This window comes from Flavobacterium flevense, assembly GCF_900142775.1.
Lineage (GTDB): Bacteria > Bacteroidota > Bacteroidia > Flavobacteriales > Flavobacteriaceae > Flavobacterium > Flavobacterium flevense.
Genome location: NZ_FRCC01000002.1, coordinates 95,856 through 109,669, shown reverse-complemented (window position 1 = coordinate 109,669; position 13,814 = coordinate 95,856). Strand labels below are relative to the sequence as shown.

7 protein-coding genes are annotated in these 13,814 nt (G+C 36.7%); all 7 read left to right on the top strand.

Annotated elements, in window-relative coordinates; all coding sequences use genetic code 11:
• Window positions 1-574 precede the first annotated feature (574 nt).
• The 7 genes from BUB89_RS03625 to BUB89_RS03595 all read left to right on the top strand — a co-directional run bounded on the left by BUB89_RS03625 (window position 575) and on the right by BUB89_RS03595 (window position 13,760).
• Window positions 575-3,568: a SusC/RagA family TonB-linked outer membrane protein gene (locus tag BUB89_RS03625; RefSeq protein WP_234982514.1), complete on the top strand. Its 2,994-nt coding sequence runs from the start codon at window positions 575-577 to the stop codon at window positions 3,566-3,568.
• A gap of 34 nt (window positions 3,569-3,602) precedes the next feature.
• Window positions 3,603-5,216 carry a RagB/SusD family nutrient uptake outer membrane protein gene (locus BUB89_RS03620; protein ID WP_073242073.1) on the top strand — a complete coding sequence of 538 codons (1,614 nt, stop codon included), beginning with the start codon at window positions 3,603-3,605 and terminating at the stop codon, window positions 5,214-5,216.
• Window positions 5,217-5,240: 24 nt separating this feature from the next.
• The gene (locus tag BUB89_RS03615) at window positions 5,241-6,356 is read left to right on the top strand and encodes a SusE domain-containing protein (RefSeq protein WP_073242964.1); all 1,116 of its coding nucleotides are present in this window, start codon (window positions 5,241-5,243) and stop codon (window positions 6,354-6,356) included.
• Between the two features lie 61 nt (window positions 6,357-6,417).
• A complete protein-coding gene (locus tag BUB89_RS03610) occupies window positions 6,418-9,723 on the top strand; it encodes an alpha-amylase family glycosyl hydrolase (RefSeq protein ID WP_073242072.1) in 3,306 nt (1,101 codons plus the stop codon).
• 2 nt (window positions 9,724-9,725) lie between these two features.
• Window positions 9,726-10,418 (top strand): DUF4962 domain-containing protein, encoded by a 693-nt coding sequence (locus BUB89_RS03605; protein WP_141384438.1) that lies wholly within the window; start codon window positions 9,726-9,728, stop codon window positions 10,416-10,418.
• A 22-nt stretch (window positions 10,419-10,440) separates the two neighbouring features.
• The gene (locus BUB89_RS03600) at window positions 10,441-12,312 is read left to right on the top strand and encodes a glycoside hydrolase family 13 protein (protein WP_073242068.1); all 1,872 of its coding nucleotides are present in this window, start codon (window positions 10,441-10,443) and stop codon (window positions 12,310-12,312) included.
• A 383-nt stretch (window positions 12,313-12,695) separates the two neighbouring features.
• Complete coding sequence (locus tag BUB89_RS03595) at window positions 12,696-13,760, top strand: formylglycine-generating enzyme family protein (protein ID WP_073242066.1); 1,065 nt, start codon at window positions 12,696-12,698, stop codon at window positions 13,758-13,760.
• The last annotated feature ends 54 nt before the right edge of the window (window positions 13,761-13,814 follow it).

Below are 13,814 nucleotides of genomic sequence, written 5' to 3'. Positions count from 1 at the left end.
TAATAAAGTTGGTTAATGGTTAATTAATATGGTGCTTTTATTATGACAAAACCTCTCAAAGCAATTTGGGAGGTTTTTTTATGGATTAAATTGTGGTTAATAATTGGTTTTTATCTGCTTAATTGTTTGTTCTATGGTCTGATTAGGGATGTTTTTCGTGTCTTTTTAGTTAATAAATTATTTGGAACGGATTCTTGTTAAGTCTGTATTTTTTCGTAACTTAAATTGAATTTAATATAAATTAAAGAATAAATAATTGTTGATAGTACAATTATTTGATTATTAGAATGGTTATTTAGTAATGAGGCTGAAAAGGGTTGAAATTCCGTTTTTTTTACTACATAATCACTACTTTTTTTACAAACCAAAAAACGCTTAAGTACTTGTTTTTAAAGGGTTTTTGGCTTAAATTATTACTGTTTTGACTACATTTTTATTGTTGTTAAAATAGAGGCTGTTAAATCCACATAATTTTACATTATCGAAATCAAAAGAAGGGTCTTTGATGATGACTTTAAAGTCTGTCCCGATTTTGTAAAACCAAAATTATTAACAACCAAAAACAAAAAAGATTATGGTCAAAATGAAAAACAGTATGTATTACATTTTACTATTATGTAACATGCTATTTATTATGCCAAGCCTCGTTGCTCAAAATGCAACAAACAAAATTTCCGGTCTTGTTGTAGATCAAAAAGGAGAACCGCTAATAGGTGCAAGTGTTTTAATTAAGGGAACAAATATTGGAACAATTACGGATGTAAACGGTGCTTTTGCATTGCCTTCATCAGGTAATTCTTCAGTATTAATGGTTTCTTTTATTGGATTTACTTCTAAAGAAATTCCTGCCAGTGGACAAAATCTACGTATTGTATTGACCGAAGATTCTAATGAATTGAAAGAGGTAGTGGTACAGGTGGGTTATGGTACGGTAAAGAAAAAAGATGCTACAGGTTCAGTATCTCAAATTTCTGCAAAAGAATTTAATAAAGGAGTTAATGTAACTCCGGAAAGTTTAATCAGCGGTCGTATTTCGGGTGTGAATGTTACAGGCGGAGGTGCTCCGGGTGCAAAAGCAGATATTAGAATCCGTGGAGGATCTTCTTTATCAGCGTCGAATGAACCTTTAATTGTATTAGACGGACTTCCTTTGAGTAATGCAGTGCCTAGTGGTGCTACCAGTATTCTTTCGACAATTGATCCTAATGATATCGAATCGTTTACGGTTTTGAAAGATGCTTCGGCAGCGGCAATTTATGGTTCTCGTGCAGCCAATGGGGTAATCGTAATTACGACTAAGAAAGGAACTAAAGGAGGCATAAAAGTGAATTTCAGTTCTCAGTTAGGGGTGAATACAGTAGCTAATCAGGTGGATGTTTTAAGTGCTGATCAGTTTCGCGCTTTGGTAAACGAGAAAGGGTCTGATGCTCAAAAAGCGTTATTAGGAACAGCAAATACAAATTGGCAGGATGAAATTTTCCACACTTCGCTGACCATGAATAATAACATCTCAGTAAGTGGTGCTTTGTTTAATAAATTACCAATACGTTTATCTGTGGGTAATGTTGACAATTCAGGACTCTTAAGAAATACTTCTTTTGAAAGAACGACAACTTCTATCTCCTTAAATCCGGTTTTATTTGATAATCATTTAAGAATTGATATCAGCGGAAATATGTCTTTTGGTAAAAATCAATTTCAGGATGAAGGTCCTGTAATTGGAAGTGCTATTGGTTTTGATCCAACACAACCGGTTTATGATGCAAATTCCCGTTACGGAGGTTATTTCGAATGGTTAGAAGCGAATGGAAATTTACCTTTATTACCGGCAAGAAATCCTGTATCAAGACTTAATATGGATGAAAGAAGAGCTACTTCTACCCGAAAATGGGGGAATGTAAGATTAGATTATAAATTGCACTTTTTTGAAGATTTAAGAGTAGTTGCTGAAGCAGGTATTGACAGGTTTGACAGCGAAGGGCATACTGAAGTGAGTACGCAAAGTCCTTTAGGATTTCAGCCAAATGTTTTTACTTCAGGAAACTGGGTTAATTTAGGGAATTACTCCAGCTATACTGATATGCTTCAAAATAAAAACTTAAATACTTATTTTAATTATACGAAAGATTTAGGCAAGTTTAAAATTGATGCAACCGCCGGTTATAACTATCAGTTATTTGAAAAAGAGAAATATGAAACCGGAGAAACAAGACAGCCAAATCCTAAAGAAGATGTGATTACAGATCCGGATATTAACCTTCAATCTTATTTTGGACGTTTGAATTTAGGATATGACAGCCGTTATTTATTGACGTTAAACTACAGAAGAGACGGAACTTCCCGTTTTTCTGAAGCGAATCGTTGGGGAAATTTTGCAGGAGCTGCTTTTGCATGGAATGTAGCTGAAGAAGCTTTCTTGTCTGATAATGAAACCTTGTCAAGCCTTAAATTAAGAGTAGGTTACGGAACAACAGGACAACAGGATATTTCGGCTCAGTATGATTATTTGCGAAGAGTAACGCTGGGTACAATCAGTTCACAGTATATTTTTGGAAACACCATTTATTCAACTGCCAGACCGGAAGGTTATAATGAAAACATTAAGTGGGAAGAATTAGCGGAGATGAATCTGGGTATTGATTACGGATTTTTTAATGACAGAATAACAGGATCTATCAACTATTTTGATAAAGAATCAACTGATTTATTAGCAGAAATTGCGGTTCCTGACGGAGCAAACATTAGAAATCAGGGTTTCTTTAATATTGGTAGCGTGAGAACGAAAGGAATTGAATTTAACATTCAGTCTGATATTGTTAAAACTGAAAATCTGACCTGGAATCTGGCTTTCAATACTACTTATATTGACCAGAAAATCGATAAGTTAGGAATTACAGTTCCTGGTTTCCAAGGTTATTTTACCGGAGATAATATTGCTGGTGGTGGTGGAAATAAAATCCAGATTAACTCAGTAGGATTTACACCTAATTCATTTTTTGTGTACGAACAATTATATGATGCCAACAAAAAACCAATCGCAGGTGCTTATGTTGACCGAAACAATGACGGAACATTAGATGATGGTGATCGTTATAGAGCTAACAAACCGGCACCTGACTATACTTTTGGTTTATTCTCAACTGTAAACTACAAGAATTTTGATTTCACGATGAACTGGAGAGCCAGTTTAGGGAACTATATTTTTGATAACGTAAGTTCTAATTTAGGATATTCTGATGCAGGTTTAAGAAGACAAACTGATTTATCAAATGTAAGTGCTGATTATCTGAATACAGGTTTCACTTTTGAAGATAACGGTACTTCAAGATACTTATCTGACTATTTTGTAAAAGACGCTTCTTTTATAAAACTGGACAATATTACGTTAGGATACACTTTCGATAAAAAAATATTAAAAGCAGCTTCATTACGATTTACAGCCGGAGTTCAAAACGTTTTTGTACTTACTAAATACAACGGATTAGATCCTGAGAAATTCAACGGAATTGATAATAATGTGTATCCAAGAGCAAGAACTTTCCTTTTTGGAGTGAATGCGAATTTCTAATAAGTGAACTGAAAACAAATTAAAAAGAAATAAAATGAAAATATCATTTAAACATATATCTTATTTTTTCCTGCTTATTCTAGGACTAAATATGACACTTACTTCTTGTACTAATGACTTAGAAGTAACCCCGAAGGACGATGATGAATTTTTGTCAGAGACGTTTTTTGAAAATCCGGAATCTTATAAACAAGTATTGGCTAAGCTTTATGCAGGTTTGTATGTAGGAGGAAATGACGGTGATGGAACCGCTGATATTGCAGGAATTGGAGGTGATTTCAGTAGTTATTTAAGATTGCTTTTTGTGGTGCAGGAATTGCCTACTGACGAGGCTATTATTGCCTGGGCTGATGGAACTTTGCCTACCATGAATACGCAAAACTGGTCACCAGCCAATGAGTTTTTGGCAGGAACTTTTTCAAGAGCTTTCTATCATATTAGTGTGGCTAATGAATTTTTAAGACAAACAACGGATGAGAAATTAGCCAGCAGAGGTGTGGATGCAAATCTAAAAGCAGAAATAGCCACTTTTAGAGCTGAAGCCCGTTTTTTAAGAGCATTCTCCTATTATAATTTGATGGATTTGTTTGGCAATGTGCCTATTACTACTGAGAATGATCCGGTTGGATTTTTCTATCCGGAACAAAAAACAAGAGCTGAAGTTTTTGCTTTCATCGAATCAGAATTAAAAGATTTAGATAATAGTCTGGTGGATTCAAGAGCTAATGAATATGGAAGGGTGGATAAAACGGCAGCTAAATTTTTATTGGCACAAATTTATCTGAATTCAAAAGTGTATACCGGAACCGAAAGATTTAATGAGGCGGCTATTGTATGTGCAGATATCATCAACAATTCAGGATATACTTTTGCGAATGTTCCTTATCGCTATTTATTCTCTGCTGATAATAATACTAATGGTGCTCAAAACGAATTTATTTTTCCAATTGTGAGTGATGGAAATGCCATTAGAGCTACTGGTGGTGGTATGAGTTTTATTTTACATGCCTCAATTGGAGGAAGTATGGATGCAGCTTCGAGAGGTATGGACGGAGGATGGCAGGGAATCAGAACCCGTAAAGAGCTTGTGCAGCTTTTCCCGGATGCTACTGCCACTGCTGATAAACGAGGTACTTTTTATACTGATGGACAAACACTGGATATTGCTAATGTGGGAACTTTTACCAATGGATATGCGGTTACTAAATACATCAATAAAAAAGCAGACGGTTCAGCTGCCCAAAGAAATGATATTCCCGATACTGATTTTCCAATGTACCGATTGTCAGATGTGTACTTAATGTATGCAGAAGCTACTGTAAGAGGTGCTGCTTCAGGAAATATTGCTACTGCTGTGGGTTATATTAACCAATTGAGAGACAGAGCTGATGCTGCAACAATAAGTGTTTCCGATTTGACCTTGGATTTTATCCTGGATGAAAGAGGAAGAGAATTATTCTGGGAATGTCACAGAAGAACTGATTTAATCCGTTTTGGAAAATTTACCGGAGGAAGTAAAATCTGGCAATGGAAAGGCGGTTCCGTAAATGGTTCAGCAACGGAATCTTTTAGAGATTTAATGCCAATTCCTTCCCGAATTATTCAGGCAAACCCAACATTGGAACAAAATACAGGTTACGTAAACTAATTTCTAATTTTTAAAACGATGCAATTGAAAAATATATCTAAAATTATAATCGCGTTTATTAGCATCTTAGCCGTTTCATGTAACGCTGATGATGTTGATAACAGACCCGTTCTTGAGAGTGTTTCAGCTCCCGAAATGACCTTACCTGTAACAGGAAAAACATTTGTACTTACCGAAAATAATGCGGATAAGGAAGCCGATTTGTTCCAATGGACTGCGGCAGAATATTCTAATAATGTAGTAGTGAGTTATTCATTACTTATGGATGCAAAAGACGGTAATTTTGCAAATGCTCAAACACTGGCTACTACAAGTGATATCAGTCAGGCATCAATTACTGTTAAAACGTTAAATCAGGCGGCAATCGAATTGGGTGCAGTACCAGGAACTGCTAAAATGTTTGATGTAAAGGTGAAATGCAGTGTTTCCGGAGGTGTACCAATGGAAACTGAGGAAATTATTACCATCAGTATCACTGCTTATTCCGGATTAGTAACTTATCCGTTTACCGACTGGTATCTGGTAGGTGATGCTACAGTTGCGGGATGGGATAATAATAAAGGAAACCAACCGCTGTTTAGAAGCGGAGTAAATCCGAAATTATATAAATATACCGGTTATTTCAAAGCGGGTTATTTCAAAGTAATTTCGACTTTAGGAAAATGGGCTCCTATGTATGGAGGTGCAGGAGGAAACTTAGCGTACAGAGGAACAGATGCTGATGCCGATCCGGCAAGTTTGAACATCCCAACAGCGGGTTATTATACTTTTACCATGAATACGGAAACCCTTTCTTATACTTTGGTTTCTTATAATGCTTCGGCAGCAACTTCATTTCCAACTATTGGTTTCATAGGTTCTTCAAGAACAGGAACTGATGCAGGATGGGGAGAAGATACGGATATGGTTCAGTCTGCTTTTGATCCTCATATCTGGACACTTACCATCAGTCTGTTTGACGGAAAAGGAAAGTTCAGAGCTAATAATGCCTGGGATGTAAACTGGGGAGGTGATACTGCTTTTTCAGGATTTACTGCTAACGGAGCTAGTGGAGGTGATATTCCGGTGGCCAAATCAAAATACCAAATCTACTTTAATGATTTAGACGGAAGTTATCTGATGTTGCCTAATCAACAATAATATTAATTGTAAAATTATAAGGGGCTATCTAATGGGTAGCCCTTTTTTTATCTGACTAATTATGAAAAAAATTACGATATTATTTTTACTGTTTTCATCCATTTGTTTTGCGCAATTTACCACTACTCCTTCTCCTGCTGTAGCAAATGGAACTGTTACCCTTAATTTTAATAAAACGGGAACTCCTTTAGCAGCTTATTCAGGTACTTTGTATGCACATATTGGTTTAACTGTAAACGGAACTAGATGGCAGAATGTAAAAGGGAACTGGGGAAATAATACCACACAACCTGCGTTAACTTTAGTTTCCGGAACTACTTATAAATTAGAAATAACACCTGATTTGTATGCTTTTTTTGGTGTGCCTGCATCCAATGCCATTACGGAAATCTGCGTGGTGATCAGAAACGATGCCGGTACCATGCAAACTGCTGATACTTTTTTTAATGTAGGTGCTTTTCAGGCAACATTAACCGCTCCTTTGCAAAACAGCAGCACAATTATTACTTCCGGGCAAAATTTCACCATATCGGCAACAAATACAAATGGAGATGCTGTCTATACGCTTTCGGCAAACGGAATTAACATCAATACAGCAACTACAACTACATATAATTTTACGCATTCGAACCTAACGGCAAATCAAAATTATGTATTAGAAATCACTCAGGGAGCGACGACTATAACTAAAAAATTTAGCGTTATTGTCAATCCCGCTACTGTTTCGCAAGCAATGCCTTCGGGATTAGAAGACGGTATTAATTACAATAATTCGGATGCAACCAAAGCAACATTGGTACTTGATGCTCCTTTAAAAGATTTTGTTTATGTAGCCGGAAGTTTTAATAATTGGCAGCCCGGCAGCAACTACGCCATGAAAAAAGATCCTGTTTCAGGGAAATTTTGGTTGGAATTAAGCGGATTGACACCTGGAACAAAATACAGTTATCAATATTGGGTTGTTGATGCGACACCTCTGGCAAATTCTCCTGCTATGGTCAAAACAGCCGATCCTTATTCTACTCTGGTTTTATCACCTTTTGATGATCCTGCAATTCCCGCTGTAACCTATCCTGACTTACCGGCTTATCCGGCAGGGCAGGAACGTGAAGTCACTGTTTTACAAACAGGAGAAATCCCTTATTCATGGAGTACAGCGACCACTAATTTTGTAAAACCGGATAAAGAGAAATTAGTAGTTTATGAAGTTCTGGTAAGAGATTTTGATGCAAAAAGAAACTATCAAAGTTTAATTGACCGAATTGATTATTTCAAAAACTTAAAAATAAACGCGATTCAGTTAATGCCGGTAATGGAATTTGAAGGCAACGAAAGTTGGGGCTACAATACTTCTTTTCACATGGCTCTGGATAAATTTTACGGAACTTCAGAAAAATTAAAAGAGCTTATCGATAAATGCCATCAAAACGGAATTGCCGTGATTCTGGATGTTGCTTTAAATCATGCTTTTGGTCGAAATCCGATGAATCGAATGTGGATGTATGACCCTGATGGCGATGGTTGGGGAAGTCCTTCGACTGAAAATCCTTATTTTAACACGACGGCTAAGCATTCCTATAGTGTAGGAGAAGATTTTAACCACCAACAATCCAGAACTCAATATTATGTGCATCGTGTCATCAAACATTGGATTGAAGAGTATAAAATTGATGGATTGCGTTGGGATTTAACCAAAGGTTTTACGCAAAATTGTACCGCTTCTGATGAAAGTTGTACCAATGCTTTTCAGCAGGACCGGGTAGATGTTTTAAAATCCTATGCGGATTATTCCTGGAGTTTAGATCCAACCCATTATACTATTTTCGAACACTTAGGAACCGATGCAGAAGAGCAACAATGGGCGAACTACCGGATTGCAGAAACGCCAAGTAAAGGGATTATGTTATGGGGTAAAATGACCAATGAATACAACGAACTTTCAATGGGCTATACTTCAAACATTGCAAGAATGAACAGCAGCAGCAGGGGTTTTACTAAAAACAGACTGATGGGTTATGCCGAAAGTCATGATGAGGAACGCCTGATGTATAAAAATTTGCAATTTGGTAATAATACCAATGCTACTCACAATGTGCGAAACCAAAATACGGCATTATCCCGAATGTCTGCAATAGGAGCGGTATCGTTATTGATTCCGGGACCTAAAATGATTTGGCATTTTGGCGAATTAGGCTATGACGATTCTATATTTACCTGCAATAACGGAACTGTAAACACACCAACAGATGCGAGTTCGGGCGATTGTAAATTGGATACCAAACCACAAAATCAGTGGACCGCTAATTGGCTGAACAATGATAACCGCTATAAAATTTATGCTGATTGGGCTCGAATAATCAAATTGAAGACGCAGGAAGCGGTATTTTCAGGAACAGTAACAATGACAAACTCCAGTTCGTTAACTAAAAACATAAAAATTTCCGATGCTTCTTTGCCTGCCAATAGTTTGAAAGAGGTAGTAATACTGTCTAATTTTGATGTAACCACTCAAGAGGTAGCCACCGGATTCCCTTTTCCCGGAGAATGGTACAATTTGATGGATAATTCAACATTGAATGTAACTAATGTGAATACTCCTATTGCAATTCCGGCTGGACAATTTAGGATTTATGGCAATAAACCCGCTTTTTCTGCAGATGTTCCATTTGTGTTGCCAGCGGATAATTTTACAGTAGAAGCTAAAGCGGAAACTTGTCTGAACAAAAATAATGGCGAAATAATCATTACCGCAGCACAGACTTATAATTATACAGCCCGAATTAATGGGGTGAATTACAACTTTACAAACAACAGTCTGACTGTTCCCAATTTAGCTTCAGGAAACTATACAATTTGTATCACTATTGACGGAAAAACATTCGAACAATGTTATAATGTGACTATCAATAAAGGCGCTACTCTCGCCGGAAAATCAACATTTTCTTCTGATAAGCTTTCGATAGAAATTACCGAAGGAACATTTCCATACCAGGTTTTTATTAATGGCAGTCCACAATTTGAAACCGAATCGGCACATTTTACGGTTGCAGCACAACAAGGCGATTTGCTGGAAGTGAAGTCGGCTAAAGCTTGTGAGGGAATTTATACCAAAAAGATTGTTGGCGAAATGGAAAACGCTGTTGGCTATCCAAATCCTACTCAGAATTTGTTTACCATTTTGACTCCAACTTCGAAGAAAAAAGTAATGATCGAATTGTATTCAACAACTGGACAGTTAATTTCAAAAGAGAGTTATGCTGTGGTTGACCAAAAAGTACAACTTGATGTAGAAAAATTGGCTAGTGGAATTTATATAGCCAAAGTAGATTTAGAAAATCCTGTGAATATAACCGTCATAAAAAAGTAAATATGAGAAATATAATCTATTCCGTTTGTATGAGTTTCGTATTGTTTTCCTGTGGAAAAGAGGATTCGCCGGCACAGGAACCTGAAAATACGGCACCAAGTGTTCCTGCATTATTGTCTCCTGCAAATGCTACTCTTTGTACCGGCAATGTTGTTACTTTAGAATGGAACGCCTCGACTGATGCAGAAAAAAATTCGATAATTTATCAGCTACAAATTGCAACAGACAATCAGTTTACACAAATTGTAAAAACGACTGAAGGCGCTGCAATTGGGCAAACAGTAACTTTAAACAAAGGAACGGCTTACTATTGGAGAGTGAAAGCAACCGATAATAAGAATGCTTCCAGCAATTATTCTGCGACTTATAGTTTTTATACTGAGGCGATGGCAGTGGCCAATCATTTACCGTTTTTACCGCAATTGTTACAGCCGGAAATTAATTCTTTAGTCAATCCGGCAACAGTAAATTTAAAATGGTCAGCTTCTGATGTGGATGCCAATGATATTCTTAGCTACGATGTGTATCTGGGAACAGCAAATCCTCCGCTTACCAAAGTCGGAAGCAATTTAACAGCAGCTTCTTTAGCGAAAAACGGCTTGCAGGCTGCCACAAATTATTATTGGAGAGTGGTGGTTAAAGACAATAAAGGAGGAGAAACCATCGGTCAGCTTTGGCAATTTAAAACCAATTAAATTAATTCTAAATACTATAAAAATGGATTTAAAAAGATATAATAAAAAGTCGAAAATAGTAAAACCGGTCTTATTGTTACTGCTTTTGTTTTCATTAAGCACTTTCGCTCAGATACAAAGAGTGGAACCTCCGTTTTGGTATGCCGGAATGCACAATCCCGAACTACAGATTTTATTTTATGGTAAAAATATTGCCGAAAATGAAGTGGCTGTTTCGAATGGAATTTCCATAAAATCTATTGAAAAAACAGAAAATCCCAATTATCTTTTTGTAACCATTGATACTAAAGGAGTAGCTGCACAGGAAATTCTCTTTTCATTTTCGAAAAATAAAAAAGTGACTTTTACCAGGAAATACGCCTTAAAACAGCGGAGAGATAATTCCGCTTTACGCAAAAGTTACGATGCTTCGGACATGATTTATTTGATTATGCCCGATCGTTTTGCAAATGGAAATCCTAAAAACGACAGCCAAAAAGCACTGGCAGAAAAAGCCGATAGAAATAATTCATCCGGAAGACATGGAGGCGATATTGAAGGGATTATTCGAAATCTGGATTATTTGCAGGAATTGGGTGTTACGGCGCTTTGGCCAACACCGCTTTGCGAAGACAATGATCCACAGGGTTCTTATCATGGATATGGTCAATCGGATGTGTATAAAATTGATCCGCGATATGGAACCAATGAAGATTACCTGAAACTGGCTGCCGAATTACACAAAAGAGGCATGAAACTCATCATGGATTATGTGACCAATCATTGGGGATCACAACATTGGATGATAAATGATTTACCAACCTATGATTGGATTCATCAATTTCCGGGTTATGCCCAAACCAATTACCGTATGGCAACACAATTTGATACCAATGCTTCCCAAATTGATGCAAAAATGTGCATGGACGGCTGGTTTGTAAAATCAATGCCCGACTTGAATCAGTCGAATCCTTTGGTATTGAATTATTTGATTCAAAATGCCATTTGGTGGATAGAATATGCTGATTTAGATGGATTTCGCGTGGACACTTATTCGTATAATGATAAGGTGGGAATTGCAAAATGGACCAAAGCCATCACCGATGAATACCCGGATTTTAATATTGTGGGCGAAATCTGGATGCACGATCAGGCACAAATGGCGTATTGGCAAAAAGACAGTAAACTGGGTGCGATTCAAAACTATAATTCTCATTTGCCCAGTGTAATGGATTTTACCTTACACAATGCTACAAGTGTGGCTTTCAACGAAAATCAGGCTGATTGGGACAAAGGACTTATGCGAATCTATGATAATTTTACCAATGATTTCTTGTATCCAAATCCGGATAATATCCTGACTTTTGTCGAAAATCACGATACGCAGCGTTTTAACGAAATCTACAAAAAAGACTTTAAAAAATACCAGATGGCAATAGCGTTGATTGCTACGGTACGCGGAATTCCACAGCTTTATTATGGTTCCGAAATTGGGATGGCAGGAAATAAAAATGAAGGCGATGGTGCAATTCGTCTTGATTTTCCCGGAGGATGGAATGGCGACAGTAATAATGCTTTTACCAAAAAGGGAAGAACAGCTGAACAACAACAATTTTTTGATTTTACGTCCAAATTGTTCCAATGGAGAAAAACGAATGAAGCGGTACATCTGGGAAAAATGACGCATTATATCCCGGAAAACAATGTCTATGTTTATTTTAGATTTACGAATAAGAAAACGGTGATGGTTGTTGTAAATAATAATTTGACTTCTAAAAACATCGAAACCAAACGCTTTCAGGAAAGTATAAAAGATTTCAAAGTGGGTAAAGATGTTTTGTCCGGAATAGCTATAGATTTGAAAAAGGAATTTACCTTGGAAGCCCAATCAGTTTTGATACTCGAATTAGAATAAAAAACAGAATTATCCGCTAAGTAAACTAAATAAAAAGACAGACCACAGATAATACTGATGGAACAGATAAAAACCGATTTTTCATAGTTATTTGTAAATCACAATTTGCAATAATCCGTTACAATCGGTTTCACCTGTGTGCTATTCTCAATCATTTGTAAGGAAACTGATAGTCATTAAAAAAAATAGTAGTTTTGTCTGATCCTAAATTTTAGGATGTTATAACAGGGCAAACGCATCAGTTTCCACCAACTTTAATTAGTGTAATTTTTTGAGTTATTAAAATTGGTGCAAATTAGTGTAATTCGTGGCAAAATAAAACTCATGCATTTGCCTTAGATGTTATAAGTGTTTTTCGCTTTTTTAGATAAATTACAGTTGATATGAAGATAAACAAATGGATTTTTGGGGCTTTGTTGGCGGTCATTTTTGCTTGCAATAATAAAGAGCAAGTTGTCAAAGAACAACCCGAAAATATTGCGACTCCTCCTAATATGGTTTGGGTTTCCGGAAATACTTTTACACAGGGAGCTAAAGAAAATGATCGATTAGCGCTCGAACATGAAAAACCGGCACATAGTGTTGCAGTGGATGGTTTTTTTATGGACATCACCGAAGTGACTAATGCCAGTTTTAAAAAATTTGTAGATGAAACCCATTATGTAACCACTGCCGAAAGACCAATTATATGGGAAGAATTCAAAAAATCCTTACCTCCTGGAACTCCTAAACCTGCTGATTCTATATTACAGCCCGGTTCGTTAGTTTTTAATGATGAGGTGAAAAATGTGACTGATTATACTGATTTTCGCCAATGGTGGAAATGGCAAACAGGAGCTAATTGGAGACATCCGGAAGGGAAAAATTCTAATATCATAGGAAAAGACAATTATCCGGTGGTGCATATTTCTTATGAAGATGCTCAGGCTTATTGCAAATGGGCAAAACGCAGATTACCTACAGAAGCCGAATGGGAATTAGCCGCTACGGGGAATTTAAAAAATTCGGTTTACACCTGGGGTAATGATGCTTCAAAAATGGATCAAAAGGCCAATACCTGGCAAGGTGATTTCCCCAATTACAATGCAAAAAGTGATGGTTATTCGGCTCTAGCTGTGGTGAAATCATTTGCTCCAAATTCTTTGGGAATCTATGATATTGCCGGAAATGTTTGGGAATACACCCAGGATTGGTATAATGTAAATTATTATCAGGAGCTATTTTCGAAAGGGGAAACTACCAGAAATCCTCAGGGAGCTACCGAAGCTTGGAATCCTGCCAATCAATATGAAAAAGAGCGAATTATAAAAGGCGGTTCTTTTTTATGTAATGAATCCTATTGTTCCAGTTTTAGGATTTCTGCCCGAATGGGAATGGCTGAAGGTTCCAGCTCGAATCATGTGGGATTTAGGACAGTTGTTGATTTGAAGATGCTTCAAAAAAATTGATTTTGAAACGGTATAACTATAAAACCGTCTCGTTTTAAAAAAAGCGAGACGGTT

What these genes read in the sequence shown, in the direction of transcription:
- BUB89_RS03595 (WP_073242066.1), top strand. Translation starts at nt 12,696, where the DNA reads ATGAAGATAAACAAATGGATTTTTGGGGCTTTGTTGGCGGTCATTTTT.
- BUB89_RS03600 (WP_073242068.1), top strand. Translation starts at nt 10,441, where the DNA reads ATGGATTTAAAAAGATATAATAAAAAGTCGAAAATAGTAAAACCGGTC.
- BUB89_RS03625 (WP_234982514.1), top strand. Translation starts at nt 575, where the DNA reads ATGGTCAAAATGAAAAACAGTATGTATTACATTTTACTATTATGTAAC.
- BUB89_RS03620 (WP_073242073.1), top strand. Translation starts at nt 3,603, where the DNA reads ATGAAAATATCATTTAAACATATATCTTATTTTTTCCTGCTTATTCTA.
- BUB89_RS03610 (WP_073242072.1), top strand. Translation starts at nt 6,418, where the DNA reads ATGAAAAAAATTACGATATTATTTTTACTGTTTTCATCCATTTGTTTT.
- BUB89_RS03605 (WP_141384438.1), top strand. Translation starts at nt 9,726, where the DNA reads ATGAGAAATATAATCTATTCCGTTTGTATGAGTTTCGTATTGTTTTCC.